At 72.8% G+C, this 14,379-nt stretch carries 13 protein-coding genes and 1 tRNA gene; 3 read left to right on the forward strand and 11 right to left on the reverse strand.

Annotated elements, in window-relative coordinates; genetic code table 11:
* Window positions 1-92: 92 nt before the first annotated feature.
* The 7 genes from mug to ACFZBX_RS11185 form a co-directional block, all read right to left on the reverse strand.
* On the reverse strand, window positions 93-671 hold the full coding sequence (gene mug / locus ACFZBX_RS11155) for a G/U mismatch-specific DNA glycosylase (protein WP_391533090.1): 579 nt from the start codon (window positions 669-671) through the stop codon (window positions 93-95).
* Complete coding sequence (locus ACFZBX_RS11160) at window positions 668-1,738, reverse strand: phosphatase PAP2 family protein (RefSeq protein ID WP_391533092.1); 1,071 nt, start codon at window positions 1,736-1,738, stop codon at window positions 668-670. The genes mug and ACFZBX_RS11160 overlap by 4 nt, the downstream gene beginning before the upstream one ends.
* Window positions 1,739-1,886: 148 nt before the next feature.
* A complete protein-coding gene (locus ACFZBX_RS11165; protein ID WP_391533093.1) occupies window positions 1,887-3,005 on the reverse strand; it encodes a M24 family metallopeptidase in 1,119 nt (372 codons plus the stop codon).
* Window positions 3,006-3,066: 61 nt separating this feature from the next.
* Complete coding sequence (locus tag ACFZBX_RS11170; RefSeq protein ID WP_391533095.1) at window positions 3,067-4,419, reverse strand: dipeptidase; 1,353 nt, start codon at window positions 4,417-4,419, stop codon at window positions 3,067-3,069.
* Between the two features lie 111 nt (window positions 4,420-4,530).
* On the reverse strand, window positions 4,531-4,968 hold the full coding sequence (locus ACFZBX_RS11175) for a hypothetical protein (protein WP_391533096.1): 438 nt from the start codon (window positions 4,966-4,968) through the stop codon (window positions 4,531-4,533).
* Entirely contained in the window at window positions 4,965-6,407 is a 1,443-nt protein-coding gene (locus ACFZBX_RS11180) for an APC family permease (RefSeq protein WP_391533098.1), read from the reverse strand. Before ACFZBX_RS11180 ends, ACFZBX_RS11175 begins: the two co-directional genes overlap by 4 nt.
* Window positions 6,408-6,692: 285 nt before the next feature.
* Complete coding sequence (locus tag ACFZBX_RS11185; RefSeq protein ID WP_391533100.1) at window positions 6,693-8,060, reverse strand: MFS transporter; 1,368 nt, start codon at window positions 8,058-8,060, stop codon at window positions 6,693-6,695.
* Window positions 8,061-8,199: 139 nt separating this feature from the next.
* Here ACFZBX_RS11185 and ACFZBX_RS11190 point away from each other — a divergent pair, with 139 nt between their 5' ends.
* Together ACFZBX_RS11190 and ACFZBX_RS11195 are read left to right on the forward strand one after the other, a co-directional pair.
* On the forward strand, window positions 8,200-8,937 hold the full coding sequence (locus ACFZBX_RS11190; RefSeq protein ID WP_391533102.1) for an ArsR/SmtB family transcription factor: 738 nt from the start codon (window positions 8,200-8,202) through the stop codon (window positions 8,935-8,937).
* A 41-nt stretch (window positions 8,938-8,978) separates the two neighbouring features.
* Window positions 8,979-9,485 (forward strand): hypothetical protein, encoded by a 507-nt coding sequence (locus ACFZBX_RS11195; protein WP_391533104.1) that lies wholly within the window; start codon window positions 8,979-8,981, stop codon window positions 9,483-9,485.
* A gap of 89 nt (window positions 9,486-9,574) precedes the next feature.
* On the opposite strand, the gene ACFZBX_RS11200 is transcribed toward ACFZBX_RS11195, so the two are convergent.
* Window positions 9,575-10,063: a YajQ family cyclic di-GMP-binding protein gene (locus ACFZBX_RS11200; protein WP_391533106.1), complete on the reverse strand. Its 489-nt coding sequence runs from the start codon at window positions 10,061-10,063 to the stop codon at window positions 9,575-9,577.
* A gap of 216 nt (window positions 10,064-10,279) precedes the next feature.
* On the opposite strand from ACFZBX_RS11200, the gene ACFZBX_RS11205 reads away from it, so the two are divergent.
* Window positions 10,280-10,360, forward strand: a tRNA-Tyr gene (locus ACFZBX_RS11205).
* Between the two features lie 166 nt (window positions 10,361-10,526).
* Here the strand turns inward: ACFZBX_RS11205 and ACFZBX_RS11210 are convergent.
* From ACFZBX_RS11210 to ACFZBX_RS11220, 3 genes are all read right to left on the reverse strand, one after another.
* Window positions 10,527-11,903 carry a tyrosine-type recombinase/integrase gene (locus tag ACFZBX_RS11210; protein WP_391533107.1) on the reverse strand — a complete coding sequence of 459 codons (1,377 nt, stop codon included), beginning with the start codon at window positions 11,901-11,903 and terminating at the stop codon, window positions 10,527-10,529.
* Window positions 11,903-12,091 (reverse strand): helix-turn-helix transcriptional regulator, encoded by a 189-nt coding sequence (locus ACFZBX_RS11215; RefSeq protein WP_391533108.1) that lies wholly within the window; start codon window positions 12,089-12,091, stop codon window positions 11,903-11,905. Before ACFZBX_RS11215 ends, ACFZBX_RS11210 begins: the two co-directional genes overlap by 1 nt.
* Before the next feature lie 256 nt (window positions 12,092-12,347).
* Complete coding sequence (locus ACFZBX_RS11220; protein ID WP_391533110.1) at window positions 12,348-14,345, reverse strand: DUF3987 domain-containing protein; 1,998 nt, start codon at window positions 14,343-14,345, stop codon at window positions 12,348-12,350.
* Window positions 14,346-14,379: the final 34 nt, after the last annotated feature.

The following is a 14,379-nucleotide window of genomic DNA, read 5'->3' on the forward strand; positions in this document are numbered from 1 at the left end:
TCGCCAATGCTCCGCAGTGGCTCCCTCCTCCGCCTTGCGATGCACGCACCCCAACGCCGCGGCCTGATCCGACAAGATCCACAAGACGCGCCCTAACCGGGCCCTGCCTCCTGGACCGCCTCCCGCAGCGCGGCGAACTCCGCCGCCAGCGCGTCCAGGGTGTAGTGGGCGTTGAGGCCGCTGGGGTTGGGCAGCACCCAGACGTCGGTGTCCCCGATGGTCTGCTCCTGGCGCCCGACCGCCGCCGTCCGCCGGCCGAAGGCGGTGCGGTAGGCGCCGATGCCGAGCACCGCCAGCACCCGGGGGCGCAGCCGCAGCACCCGTTCGGTGAGCGCGGCGCCGCCCGCCCGCAGCTCGTCGGCGGTCAGCTCGTCGGCCTTGGCGGTGGTGCGCGGGGCGACGTTGGTGATGCCGAGGCCGAGGTCGAGCAGCTGCCGCTGCTCGTCCGGGCGGAACCGGCGGGGCGTGAAGCCGGAGCGGTGCAGGGCGGGCCAGAACCGGTTGCCGGGGCGGGCGAAGTGGTGGCCGGTGGCCCCGGACCAGAGTCCGGGGTTGATGCCGCAGAACAGGACGCGCAGGCCGGGGGCGGTGACGTCCTCGATCGTGGTGCCGCGGGCGGCCAGCAGTTGCCCGGCGGTCGGCCTGGGCACCGGGGTCGGCTTCTCGGTCACCGTTCCAGTGTGCCGGTGGACGCGGTCGCCCCCACGCCCGCCCCCGCCTCCACCGGGGCCGCCGCCGCCCGGCTCGCCGCCAGCGACCTGGCCCGGCGCCGCTCGCGCAGCCACCGCACGCCGTACACCGCCGCGGCCGCGTACGCCCAGCCGACGAAGACGTCCAGCAGGTAGTGCTCGGCCCCGTACACCAGGGCGAAGGTCATCGCGAGCGGGTAGGCGACCAGCAGCACCCGCACCCAGCGGGCGGCCGTCGGCCAGAAGAAGAAGAGCAGCATCGCCGGGTACGCCGAGTGCAGCGAGGGCATCGCGGCGACGTCGTTGGCGAACTGGCTGCCGTTCTCGAACACCGACGCGGCGCGCGGCAGCCCGCTCTCGGTGAGCACGTCCGAGACCACCCGGGTCAGCGCCGGCAGGTGGCCCTCCTGGGAGGACAGCCACGGCGGCACCGCCGGGTAGAGGATGTACGTCGCGAAGCCGGCGAAGGTCAGCACCAGGTAGCAGGTGAGCAGGTGCCGGAAGCGGTCGTGGCGGCGGCGCCACAGCACCGCGAGGATCACGAAGACCGCGAAGAAGTGCGTCATGTAGACGGTGACCGCCGCGTAGTCCCACCACTGCGGCGAGCCGGGCGTGTAGAGCCCGTGCTGGAGCCGCACGGTCATCGTCTCGCCGAAGCCGAGCACCTCGTCGAAGCGCTGCTGCGGCCACAGGTACGGGCCCCACGGGGTGTGCGCGCCGTAGCCGCGCAGCAGCGAGTACGTCCAGACGACGGCCATCACCGGCACCCAGTCGCGCAGCACCAGCAGGAAGCCGCGCGCGCCGTGCCCGCTGTGCACACCGGCGGCCACCAGGGCGCCCATCAGCCAGAGGAAGACCAGGTCATTGGTGTACGGCAGGCCGTAGGTGCGCAGGTACCACAGCAGCGCGGCGAGGTAGAGCGGCCACGCCAGCAGCCGGATCCGGGCCAGGGCGCCGGAGCGCGGGCCGGTCCGGGAGCCGGTCGCCGGACGGAGCCGCCCGGCGCTCTCGGACGGGGTGGGCGGCGCCGGGCGGAGCATTCTGGTCATGCCGCTCGAAGCTAGCAAGGCAATCTTGGAGAACTCTCGGTGCGAACGGCGGTCCGTTCAGGAAGGGCTCAGAATTGCCCCGGCCGGCGCAGCGGACACGGCCCGCGGACACGGCCCGCGGATGGGCGGCGGGTGATCGGCGGGTGATTCAGGACACGATGCCCAGCTCGTGCGGGGTGTTGTTGAACCGCCGCCCGCCCTGCTCGGTGACCGTCACGATGTCCTCGATCCGCACCCCGAACCGGCCCGGCAGGTAGACGCCCGGCTCGATCGAGAAGCACATGCCCGGCACCAGCGGCCGCTCCTCGCCCTCGACCAGGTACGGCGGCTCGTGGGTGGTGATGCCGATGCCGTGGCCGGTGCGGTGGATGAAGTACTCGCCGTACCCGGCCTCGGTGATCACCCGGCGGGCGATCCGGTCGATCTCCTGGCAGCTCACCCCGGGGCGGACGGCCTCGAAGGCGGTCTGCTGCGCCCGCCGGACCACCTCGTGGACCTTGCGCACCTCGTCAGGGACGTCGGCGCCGACGTGCACGGTGCGGGTGGTGTCGGAGCCGTAGCCGTCCTTCAGGCCGCCGAAGTCCAGCACGACGGTGTCGCCGGGCCCGATCACCCGGTCGCCGGCCTCGTGGTGCGGGTTGGCGCCGTTGGGGCCGGAGCCGACCACGGTGAAGTCGACCTGGCTGTGCCCGTACTTGATGAGCAGCGCGGCGAGGTCGGCGGCGACGTCGGTCTCCCGGCGGCCCGCGAAGACGACCTCCAGGATGCCCCGGTAGGCGGCGTCGGCGGCGCCGCCGGCCGCGGCGAGGCGCTCCAGTTCGTCCGCGTCCTTGACCGCCCGCAGCATCGGCAGGGTCTCGGTGAGCGAGGTCCAGCCGGTGCCGGGCAGGGCGGACTGGAGGCCGAGCAGGTGCATCGCCCAGGCGTTGTCGGAGATCCCGTACCGGCCGCTCCGCTCGATCAGCGGGACGGCGGCGGCGTACGGGTCCTGGCCGTCGGTCCAGCCGACCAGCCGGACGGCGGGCGCGCCGGGGGCCTTCTCGGCGTCGGGGCGCTCCAGGGCGGGGACGATCAGCGCGGGCTCGTGGCCGGCGGTGAGGACGAGCGCGGTGAGCCGTTCGGTGATCGCGGTCGGCTGGTAGCCGGTCAGGTACACGAGGTCGGGGCCGGGGGCGACGACCAGGCCGGACAGCCCGGCGTCCGTGGCGGCGGCGGTGGCCCGCTCCAGCCGGGCGCGGTAGTCCTCGGTGGTGAACTCTCGGGGCATGCGGGCCTCCTGGTGGGGGAGCTCGGCGACGACTCGGGTCACGCGGTGCGCGTCGACTTCATCATGACCGGCGCGAGTCGGAGTAGTGCCGCAGGAACAGCGCCTCGACGTGGGCCATGTGCTCGATCTCGCCGGGGTCGACGCTCTCGTTGGGCGCGTGGATGAGGCAGCGCGGCTCCTCGACGCCCATCAGGATGATCTCCGCCTCCGGGAAGGTGGTGGCGAACACGGTGCAGAGCGGGATCGAGCCGCCCTGGCCGAGGAAGGACATCGGCCGGCCGTAGACCTCCTGCATGGCCTTGTCGAGTGCCGCGTACGCGGGCCCGCCGGTGGCGGCGCGGAACGGCGAGCCGACGCTCTCCGGTGCCACCGCGACGTGCACGCCCCACGGCGCGGCGGCCTTCAGATGGGCGGTGAGCGCGGCCTGCGCGGCGCGCGCGTCGGTGCCGGGCGGCACGCGCAGGCTGACCCGGGCCCGGGCGGTGGCCGGGACGGCGGCGGCGGAGCCGACCACCGGCGGACAGTCGATGCCGAGCACGGTGACGGCGGGCCGGGCCCAGAGCCGGTCGGCGACGGTGCCGGAGCCGGTCAGCCGGACGCCGTCCAGGACGCCCGCGTCGGCGCGGAACTGCTGCTCGTCGTAGCCGACGCCGTTCCAGGTGCCGTCGTTGTCCAGCCCGTCGATCCGGGTGCCCCCGTCCGCGTCGCGCAGCGAGTCGAGGATCCGGATCAGCGCGGCCAGCGCGTCGGGGGCCGGGCCGCCGAACATGCCGGAGTGCATGTCGCCCTTGAGCGCGGCGACGGTGACCACCACATTGGTGACGCCGCGCAGCGAGGTGGTGGCGGTGGGGAGGCCGACGGCGGCGTTTCCGGTGTCGCAGATCAGCAGCGCGTCGGCGTGCAGCTCGCCGGCGTGCGGCGGGACGTACGCCTCCAGGCCGCCGGTGCCCTGCTCCTCGGAGCCCTCGACGACCAGCTTGAGGCCGACCGGCAGGTCGTCGCCGAGCGCCCGCAGCGCGGTGAGGTGCATGACGATGTTGCCCTTGCAGTCGGCGGCGCCGCGCCCGTACCAGCGGCCGTCGCGTTCGGTGAGCGTGAACGGCGGGGAGGCCCAGGCGGCGTCGTCGAGCGGCGGCTGGACGTCGTAGTGGGCGTAGAGCAGCACGGTCGGCGCGCCGGGCGGGGGCGGGCGGTGGCCGATCACGGCGTGGCTGCCGTCCGGGGTCTCCTCCAGGTGGACGTCGCGCAGCCCGGCGTCGGAGAAGGCGGCGGCGACCCACTCGGCGGCCTGGCGGCACTTCTCCGGCGGGTACTGGCGCGGGTCGGCGACGGAGGGGATGGCGACCAGCTCGGCCAGGTCGGTCCTGGCGCGCGGCATCAGGGCGGCGATCCGGCGGGCGAGTTCGTCGGTCATGGTGACGGCTCCTCTGGGGGCGGTGGGCCGGACGGACGGGTGGCGGTGGCGGTGGGCCGGGCAGTGGGGCCGGGGCCGGGGCCGGGGGCGAGACCCGGCCGGGTCGGGGCGTCAGTTGCGGACGGTGTCCTCGAGCTTGAGGTCGTCGATCTTGTCCTTGATGGCGGCGAGCTTGTCCGGGCAGTACACCGAGAGCACGATCGTCTCCGCCAGGACCACCTCGCGGTCGGAGAGGACCGGGCGCTGCCCGGGCCCGGCCGTTCCGGTGGACATGCCGTACTTCCACTGCGCCTGCTTGAGCGCACCGGCCGGGTCCTCGCAGACGGCGCCGCCGTCCTCGCCCAGGGTGTGCACGATCTGGTCCTGCGACGGCACCGGGTAACCGGCGGCGGCCAGTGCCGAGGAGAGCTGCTTGGCCTTGCGGTTGGCCTCGTTGGTCTCGTGCAGCTGCTCGTAGGTGAGCAGGCCGACCACCACCATGGCGGCCAGCAGGACGATCGCGCCGACGTAGATCCACCGGTGCCGGGAGGCCATCAGACTGCGGGTCATGCCGCACCCCCGTCCTGCTCGGGGTCCCGCGCCGCCGCGCGTTCGGCGGCCTCCTGGGCGGCGAGCTCGGCCTGTGCCTCGGGCGAGCGCCAGGCCGGCTTGCGCAGCCGCAGGAACAGGTAGGGGATCACCAGGCCCAGGATCGCCAGGCCGCCGCCGACGATCGCCAGGTACGACCAGACCGAGCCGCTGCCGAACTGCGAGGAGGGCACGAACCCGATCGCCATCGCCGCCGCCGAGGCCACCAGGCCGGTCACGGCGATCGGCACCAGCGCCGGCGCCCGGTAGCCGCGCGGGTGGTCCGGCTGGAGGCGGCGCAGCCGGATCGCGGCGGCGAACATCAGCAGGTAGACGATCAGGTACACCTGCGTGGTGATGACCGAGAAGATCCAGTAGGCGCTGGAGACGTTCGGGATCAGGGCGTACGCGAGGGCGATGACCGTGGTGACCACGCCCTGGGTGACCAGCAGGTTCTGCTGGATGCCCTCCTTGTTGAGCTTCTGCAGGAACGGCGGGAGGTAGCCCTCCTGGCGGGAGATCATCAGCAGGCCCTTGGACGGCCCGGCGAGCCAGGTGAGCATGCCGCCGAGCGAGGCGGCCACCAGCGCCACCGCGATCACCGGGGTCAGCCAGCCGATGTGGAAGTACTGGAAGAAGGCGTCGAAGGCCTGCATCACGCCGGCCGTCAGGCTCAGCTCACTGGAGGGCACCACCCAGCTGATCGCCAGCGCGGGCAGGATGAAGATCGCCAGCACCATGCCGGAGGCGGTGAACATCGTGCGCGGGAACTCCCGGGCCGGGTCGCGCAGCGAGGAGACGTGCACCGCGTTCATCTCCATGCCGGAGTAGCTGAGGAAGTTGTTGACGATCAGCACCAGGCTGGCCAGGCCGGTCCACTCCGGGAACAGGTGCGCGGCGTCCATCGGGGCGGCGGAGTCGTTGCCCTGGCCGAGGAAGACGGCGCCGAGCACGACCAGCAGCGTGCCGGGGATCAGCGTGCCGATGACCAGGCCCGCGGAGGAGAGGCCCGCCACCGCCTGGGTGCCCCGGGAGGAGACCCAGACGCCGGTCCAGTACAGCACCATGATCACGAGGGCGGTGTACGGGCCGTTGTTCGCCAGGGAGGGGTCGACCACGTAGGCGATGGTGGAGGCGACGTACGCGAGCAGGGACGGGTAGTAGAAGATCGTCATCGCGAACTGGCACCAGACGGCCAGGAAGCCCAGCGGCTTCGACAGGCCTTCCGAGACCCAGCGGTAGACGCCGCCCTCCCAGCCGGACGCCAGCTCGGCGGAGACCAGCGCGGTCGGCAGCAGGAAGACGACGGCCGGGAGCAGGTAGAGGAACACGCAGGCGAGCCCGTAGACCGCCATGGTGGGGGCGGAACGCAGGCTGGCCACCGAGGCGGTGGTCATGAGGGCGAGCGTCAGCCAGGACATCCGGGGTGCGTCCACCAGCCTGGTGGCCGCCGCGCCGGTGCGTCCTCCGTCGCGTCCTCCGTCGTGTCCTCCGGTGCGTCCCCCGTCGCGTCCTCCGCTGCTCCGGACGCCTCCCCCGGGACTGCTCTCGCCTTCGCCAGGACTGCCCTGGCCGGACGACGGTAGGTCCATCGAGCTCATGCGCGTCCTCCTGGGGTGGCCCGCCGGCGCTGGGCCGTACCCGGTCAGTTCACCCGGTTGGCGATGACGTCGCATGCGGCGTGCACCCGCACGGGTGAGCGAACGTCAGGAGGACGGGGCGGACGCCGCCGGTGCCGTCCGCTCGGGCCAGCCGGCGCGGCGCAGCGTCCGGCCGGCCGTCGCCGGGACCAGGGCCGCCGCGAGCAGCGCGGCCACCGTGCCGAGCGCCGCCGCGGGGGAGAGGTGGTCGAGCAGCAGCCCGCTGCCGACCGTTCCGGCGGGCATGCCGATCGTGAACGTCGTCAGCGTCGCGGAGATCACCCGCCCGCGCAGCGCGTCGGAGACCCGGCTGAACACCAGCAGGTCGATCATCACCCGCAGCGTCGGGATCCCCAGGCCCAGCGCGAACAGCGCGGCGAAGACGGTGAGGGCCCCGCCGGGCAGCAGCGGCGCGAGCAGCACCGGGACGGTCAGCCAGGACACCGCGAGCAGCAGCACCCCGGGCCCGGCCAGCCGGTGCAGCCGGCCCACCAGCAGCGATCCGGCCAGCGCCCCCACGGCCTCGCCGGCCAGCGCCAGGCCGATGCCGACGTCGGAGGTGCCCTGGCCGCGCAGCAGGACCATCACCGGCAGCAGCATCGCGGCGCCCGCGACGTTGATGAGCAGGACGACGGTGACGATCGGGCGGAGCAGGGCGTTGCGGGCCAGGTAGCGGTACCCGGCGAGGGCGCCGTCGTCCGCGCCGTCGTCCGTGTTGCCGTTCGCGCCGTCGTCCGCGCCGTCGTCCGCGCGGTCGTCCGTGTTGCCGTCTGCGCTGTCGTCCGCGCCAACGGTGCTCCGGTGGGACCGGGGCTCGGGCCGACCGGGGAACTTGACCAGCACCGCGGCGGTGACGGCGATCAGCGAGGCGACCGCCGTACCGATGAACGGGGCCGCCCGGCCGAGCCCGAACAGCGCGCCCGCCAGCGGCGGCCCGACCAGGCCGGCCCCGCTCACCCGTGCCTCGTCCTGCGCCAGCGCCTGCCGCAGCTGCTCCGGCGGGACCACCGAGCGCACCGCGATCAGCCGGATCGGGCCGGTGTAGGCGATGGTCGCGCCGATCACCACGGCCACCAGCAGGGTGTGGACGACGGTCAGCCGGTCCAGCGCCATGGCGAGCGGCACGCTGGCGCAGGCGACCAGCCGGACGGAGTCGCCGACGATCAGCAGCAGGCGGCGGTCGTGGCGGTCGGCGGCCGCGCCGCCGTGGACGCCGAAGAGCAGGGCGGCGCCGATCTGCAGCGCCCCGAACGCCCCGGCGAGGGTGGAGGAGCCGGTGAGCGCGAGCAGCAGCAGCGGGTACGCGGTGTCGGCGATCTGCAGGCCGAGGGTGGCGCCGGCCTGGCCGGCCCAGAGGGCCTGGAACCGCCAGTTGCGCCGGAGCGGGACGGGCGGCTCCGGCAGCCTGGTCCTGGTCGTTGTGTCCGTCCGCATCCGGCGTCTCCCCCTCGGACTTGCGTTCATGACTGCGTCATCATTCACGTATTCGTGAATGATGACGTCAGCGTGACCGATCGCGCAAGGGTGAACGCTTGATTGCCCGGGTCGGCGGCCATCTGCGAGGGTGGGCCCCGTGGTCGAGAGCACCGGGAACGCCGGGAATACAGGGAACGCCGAGAACGCCGAGAGCGTCGACGACGGGCCGGCGGCTGTCCCCGCCTCCGCCGTCCTCAAGGAGCGTCGGGTGGCGGACGCCGCCACCCTCAAGGCCCTGGCCGACCCGCTGCGCCTGGCGATCCTCGACGTCCTGATGGACGCCTCCGCCTCCGGTCCGCTCACCGCCAAGGAGATCGCCGCCGCCCTCGACGAGCCGCAGACCAAGCTCTACCGCCACATCAAGCAACTGGAGAAGGCCGGGCTGGTCCGCGTCGCCGAAACCCGGCTGGTCTCCGGCATCGTCGAGAGCCGCTACGCCCCGGCCCAGGCCTCGCTCCGGCTCGCCCCGGAGATCTTCGCGCCCGGCTCGCCCACCCGGGGGGACGCCTACGACGCCATGCTCGCCGCGATGGACCGCGTGCGCGCCGAGTTCCGCGCCCATGCGGTGGCCGACCGCATCGACTTCACCACCTCGCGGGACGCCGCGCCGACCGGTCTGCCCGGCATGTTCTCGCACTTCACCTACCGGCTCACCCCGGCGCGCATGCTCCGGCTGCGCGGCCAACTCGACGAGATCTTCAACGAGTTGAACGCCGAGGGCGAGAGCGACGCCGAGGACGCGGTGGAGGCGACCCTGTTCACCCTGCTGTACGGCGTCCGTCCCGGGCCGGCGGCCGACTCTCGGACTGATAGCCGACCGGGCACGGAATCGTAAACGACGGGCGGACTGCCGGTGTCATGGTTCACGATGACTGAATGTCATACGAACTTCAGGCGCTGATCGGCCCGGCGGAGCTGGTCGCGGTGGCGGCCGCCGAGGTTTCCGCGGCCCGCCCGCGACCGCTCGCCCAGGGCCTGGCGCTGATCCCGGCCACCCCCGAGTTCCTGGCGGCCCTCCGGTTCGGCGACGGGGAGCCGGTGATCCCGGCCGCCCCGGGCGTCACCGGCTTCGGCTGGTTCTCCGACGGCCTCGAACGCCGGCTCGCCGCCTGGTCCAAGGCCGGGCCGATCGCCTGCGTGGAGGCCGACTACTTCGGCGGCACCGGCACCCAGCGCGCCGCCCTCTGGGCGGACGGCCGGCTCGCCCTCGGCCCGCTCACCAGCGCCGAGCTCGAACCCTTCCCACCCGAGGGCAGCCCGATCTCCCGCGTCCTGCGCCGCCTCGGCGTCCGCCTCCCGGCCGGCACCGACGCGTACGACGAGTTCGACGCCGCGGGCCTCGGCGCCCACCGCACCACCACCTCCTGGGCGTCCACCCCCTGACACCCCCTCGCGAAACGACGACGGCCCCGGCCGGAAGCCCTCTCCAGGACTCCCGCCCGGGGCCGCCACCCGGTCCGGCCCGCTTCGGCTCAGCGGTAGTTCACGTACTGGATCGCGAAGTCCAGGTCCTTGCCCTTGAGCAGGGCCTGGACGGCCTGGAGGTCGTCACGGCTCTTCGAGCTCACCCGCAGCTCGTCGCCCTGGACCTGGGCCTTCACGCCCTTGGGGCCCTCGTCCCGGATGATCTTCGCGATCTTCTTGGCATCGTCCTGGGAGATGCCCTCCTTCACGTCCGCGAAGATCTTGTACTCCTTGCCGGACAGCTGCGGTTCCTTGGCGTCCAGCGCCTTCAGCGACAGACCGCGCTTGATGAACTTGCTCTGCAGCACGTCCAGGATGGCCTTGACGCGCTCCTCGCCGTTGGCCTTCATCTCGATCGTCTCGCCGGAGCGCTTGATGTCGGCGCCGACGTTCTTGAAGTCGAAGCGCGTGGAGATCTCGCGGGAGGTCTGGTTGATCGCGTTGTCGACCTCCTGCCACTCGACCTTCGAGACGATGTCGAAACTGGAGTCGGCCATGGGTGTTGGTCTCCTTGATGTTCTGGCTGCACTGACACGGCCCGTCCCACCGGACGCCCGCCGCCCCAGCCTATCCAGCCCACCCCCGCCCCCGCCCAGGACAGCCACGCCACACCCGCCGATCCGGCCCCACCGAACCGGGTGGCGGACCACCCCCCGGCATCGGGTAAGGTTTACCCAGTCGAACGGGGCAAGCCCCCGGGAGGCAAACATCCTGGCTGGTTGCCCGAGCGGCCAAAGGGAGCAGACTGTAAATCTGTCGCGCAAGCTACGCAGGTTCGAACCCTGCACCAGCCACAGGATAGAGAAACAGCCCCTGACATGCGGAAACGCACGTCAGGGGCTGTTCTCGTTTATTCGAACACTCGCGGCGGCGGGATGGCCGTTTCGCGAAGTTTGTCCCACCTTTCGCCGCCCGGCTCCCGGCGTTGACCAGCGGTTCCGGACCAGGCGCGGACCAGGATCAGCCGGGCCGCCGCTGGAGGCGTTCGGCGATCAGCCGGTTGGCGTGGTCCTCGTCACCGTGGATGCACTTCGCGTAGATCCGCAGCAGGACGGCGACGCTGTGCCCGGCGCGCCGCGCGCACTCCGCCGGCGCCACCCCGGACGCCAGCCACAGGGAGATCCCGGCCGGTCGTCCGTCGAATGGGCGCTTCGCCAGCGGGGTGGCCTGCTCCGCCGGGGTCAGCACCTCGGCCCGGGCCGCCGCCCAGACCACCCCGTAGCTGCTCTCCTGCACCATCCCGTCGCGGAAGGTCCGGAACAGCCGGCCGTCCGGCGCCGTGCCGTACGCCTTGATGTGCTCCCGCAGCAGCCTCACCAACTCCGGCGGGATCGGGACGGGGCGGGTGGCCTTCTCCGGGCGGTGCTTCAGGCCCCGGGGGTCGTGCGAGGCGCCGCTGTCCGTCCAGGCCGACCCCACCCGGGGGCTGTTCCCGTTGAGGTTGAGCCGCCCCCACCCCTCCACCGGCAGCACGCACCGGTCCTCGCGGAGGTGGACGACCTCCCCGGGGCGCATCCCCGCGTAGTAGATGCACGCGAAGAACGCCACCAGGCGCGGCCCGCGCCGCCCCTGGCGCCCGACCGCCTCCAGCATCGCGGCGGCCTGCTCCGGGCTCATCACGTACTCGGGGTCGATCTCCTCCTCGACCTGCGGCGCTTGCCACTGGACCAGCGGCAGCGGATTGACGGTCAGCAGCCCGTCCTCGACGGCCCGGCCGATGACGTGATGGACGATCCGGCGCTTGCGCAGCACCGTGGAGGCGGCTGCCCGCGTCCCGTCCAACTTCACCGACAGCGCGGCCAGCAGCTTCCGGACCACCTTCGGGTCCTCCAGCTCCGAGACGTCCACCGAGTGCCGCGTGACCCACGCGAGCGCCTTGGCGACCTCGGCCGGCGGCTCCTCGGTCCACCGGTTCACGTTGAACGCCCAGCCGTACAGCGCCCGCCGGACGACCCGCTTGTCCGGCATCCCGACCTTACTGCTGACCAGCTCGAACGTCACGCTGGCCAACGCGTCGGCCCACGTCGTCCGCGTCTTCGCCGGCGCCCCGTCCCACCGGGCCTCCACGTAGTTCCGGCCGTGCTGGTACCAGCTGACGGCGTTCTCCTCCTGCTGGCGCTTCCGCAGATCCGCCAGCGGCAGGCCCGTCTCGACGTCGAACGGCTGGTGCGAGGCGACGGCGACCACCAGCTCGGCCTTCCGGCCGTCGGCCTGGGTCTTCGTCAGGTACGACTCGGAGAACTCCCGGCCGGCCACCGTCCACCGCACCATCCACGGCGTCCGCCGGTCCGGCCGGTGGCGGTGCTCCCAGAACTTCACCTTGTACGAGGTGGGCATCAGGCGGCGACCTCCTGCTCGGCCCACCACGCGTCGAGGGCGCTGCGGCGGACACGGATCTGGTTGTTGGGGAGCTTCATGAGCTTCGGGCCCTTCCCGCGGGCGACCATGCGGTAGAAGGCGGAGCGGGACATGTCCAGCTCTTCGAGCACCTCGGCGAGCTTGAGCTTCGGGTCCTGCGTGGGCATGGCGGCGACTCCATCGGCGGGTGCGAATGGTGGTTGCGGAGCGTTACTGGCCCTCTCGCGGACGGGCGCGGAGGGCGGAAAGTGTCAGGGATGTCAGGGAAAATCGCTGACCTGCGGTTTTAGCTCCTGGCAGGGCGTCAGGGATTGTCAGGGATGTCAGGGAAAATCGCCTTTTCCCTGACATCCCTGACGTTCCCTGACAGGCCGTCCGGAGGTGTTTTGGCTGGTCAGGGATTTTCCCTGACATCCCTGACGGTTACGGGGCTTCGGCCCCGTCCGTGGGGGTGCTCACGGCCGGGTGAACACGGAACGTGACGGCCGGGGCCCGGCCGCGCTGGCCGCCGGCGGGCGGCTGGTCGGTGCGGAGCCAGCCGTGCTGTTCGAGGAGGGCGAGGGCGGGTTCGACGTCGGCGACCTTCTTGAAGCGGCGGCTGCTGGCGACGGCGTCGTGGGCCTTGATGTGGGTGCGGTGGGTGCCGTCCTTCTTCGGGCGCTGGAGCCATTGGAGGAGGGTGTGGGCGTCGTCGGTGGCGGGGTCGGCGGCGATGAGGTCGAAGACGGCGAGGGTGTGGGCGGTGTAGTAGTCGGCGATCTCGGCGGCGCGGTCGACGACGCCGGGGTGCAGGGGGGTGCGCCAGGTGCCGGGGTCGTGGTCGGGGGTGATGTGGTCGGCGAGGTGGAGCAGGACGGCGATGCGGGCGATGTGGCCGACGAGCTTGCCGGCCCAGTCCTTGATGTGGGCGAGCGGCTGGTCGGGGCGGAGCTGGACCTCGACGCGTTCCTGCAGCTTCTCGATGGCGAGGTCGGCGGCCCGGTCCATGAGGACGACTACGGGCTCGGTGAGGTCGGTCATGGCGCGGAGCAGGCGGGTCAGGTTGCGGTCGTAGGCGTTCGCCACGGCGTCGGGGATGGGGTCGGTGCGGACCTTGCGCCAGCCGAGGTTCGAGGGAGGCAGGGAGTACAGGAAGCGGGCGAGGAGTCCGCGGTCGCGGGCGCCGGGGGCGGCGCCGAGCTCCTGCAGAACGGCCGGCTGCGGGGTGACGCCGATGGTGAGGGCGGGCTTGTCGGCGGTGGGCTGCTCGCGGGTGATCCGGTCGGCCTGGAGTCGCTCGCCCTTGTGAGCCTGGAGGAACACGCCCAGGTTCGGCTTGCTGCTGTAGCGGCCGACCATGCTGTCGAACAGGTCGCCCTCGGGGGAGAGCGCGGCCAGGCACCGGTGGACGCCGAGGTGGTGGGTGACGGTCTCCGGGGTGATGTCCCCCGACAGCGTCAGCCGCGGGCTGGGAGGGACCACGATCTGCTCGGCGAGCATCTTCGCGGCGGAGATCTCCGCGACGAGCTGCGTGCGGTCGGCGTCGGGGTTCTTGCGGGCCTTGGCCATCAGGGCCTCGACTTCCGCGAGGGCGGCGTCCCGGGTGGTCTCGGCCTCGATGATCGCCGCGCGGGCGTCGGCCTGCAGCTCGGCCTCGACCTTGTAGACCGGGCCCATGGTGAAGGCGAAGACGTCGGACTTGCGGCTGGCCGGGGGCATCGCGCAGGTCAGGTAGAGGTTGGACTGCTCGCGCCAGCCGGGCCGGATCTCCACACCGACCCGCCCGCCCGCAGCCGTGGACAGGGCGGCGAGTGCCATGGTGGCGGCGGCGTCGGGCGGGGTCTGGGTGAACTCGGCGACCGCGTCGACGTAGGCGCCGACCCACCCGGGCAGGGCCTTGACGGGGAAGGTGGGCAGGCCGGTGTGAGAGCCGAGCGGCATGGGGTCGAGCCAGGTGTCCCCGGCGGCCAGGTCCGCCAGCACCGACAGCGCGGCGGTGCGGACCGCGTCGAGGTCGGTCTCGGTGTCGCCGGCCATGTGCGCGAGACGGCTGGTGGTGGTGCCGATCCGGCGGCGCTCGGCCGCGACGCGCACGATCTCGGCGTAGTAGTCGCCGTTCGCCGCAGTGGGGGTGGCCTCGATGCACGTGTGCAGGTAGCCGGGCCCACCGACCCGGCCGAGGTCGCCCTGCGCGCGCAGGACACCGGTCAGCAGCAGAGGGTCCACCGGCCGCTCGCCGCCGGCCATGCGGGTGATGGCACGCCAGATCGTCTCGTTCGCCGGGTGGTAGAACACGCCGGGGTCGCCGAGCTGGGCGGCGAGCGCGGGGATCTGGGCGGGGTCGAGCAGGGCGGCGCCGATGACGGCCTGCTCGGCGGCCTTGACCTCGGCGGGCTCGGGCCGGAACGGGATCACGTTCTGGTGCGCGTACTCGGTGCTCAACGCGGCTCCTTTCGTGCGGAGCGGGGCGGCCCGC

Source organism: Kitasatospora sp. NPDC008115 (genome assembly GCF_042957205.1).
In the GTDB taxonomy this organism is placed as follows: Bacteria; Actinomycetota; Actinomycetes; order Streptomycetales; family Streptomycetaceae; genus Kitasatospora.

Excerpts from the sequence above, each read along its gene's own strand:
- ACFZBX_RS11160 (WP_391533092.1), bottom strand. The coding sequence starts at position 1,738 with ATGACCAGAATGCTCCGCCCGGCGCCGCCCACCCCGTCCGAGAGCGCC.
- ACFZBX_RS11165 (WP_391533093.1), bottom strand. The coding sequence starts at position 3,005 with ATGCCCCGAGAGTTCACCACCGAGGACTACCGCGCCCGGCTGGAGCGG.
- ACFZBX_RS11170 (WP_391533095.1), bottom strand. The coding sequence starts at position 4,419 with ATGACCGACGAACTCGCCCGCCGGATCGCCGCCCTGATGCCGCGCGCC.
- ACFZBX_RS11175 (WP_391533096.1), bottom strand. The coding sequence starts at position 4,968 with ATGACCCGCAGTCTGATGGCCTCCCGGCACCGGTGGATCTACGTCGGC.
- ACFZBX_RS11180 (WP_391533098.1), bottom strand. The coding sequence starts at position 6,407 with ATGTCCTGGCTGACGCTCGCCCTCATGACCACCGCCTCGGTGGCCAGC.
- ACFZBX_RS11185 (WP_391533100.1), bottom strand. The coding sequence starts at position 8,060 with ATGCGGACGGACACAACGACCAGGACCAGGCTGCCGGAGCCGCCCGTC.
- ACFZBX_RS11195 (WP_391533104.1), top strand. The coding sequence starts at position 8,979 with ATGTCATACGAACTTCAGGCGCTGATCGGCCCGGCGGAGCTGGTCGCG.
- ACFZBX_RS11200 (WP_391533106.1), bottom strand. The coding sequence starts at position 10,063 with ATGGCCGACTCCAGTTTCGACATCGTCTCGAAGGTCGAGTGGCAGGAG.
- ACFZBX_RS11210 (WP_391533107.1), bottom strand. The coding sequence starts at position 11,903 with ATGCCCACCTCGTACAAGGTGAAGTTCTGGGAGCACCGCCACCGGCCG.
- ACFZBX_RS11215 (WP_391533108.1), bottom strand. The coding sequence starts at position 12,091 with ATGCCCACGCAGGACCCGAAGCTCAAGCTCGCCGAGGTGCTCGAAGAG.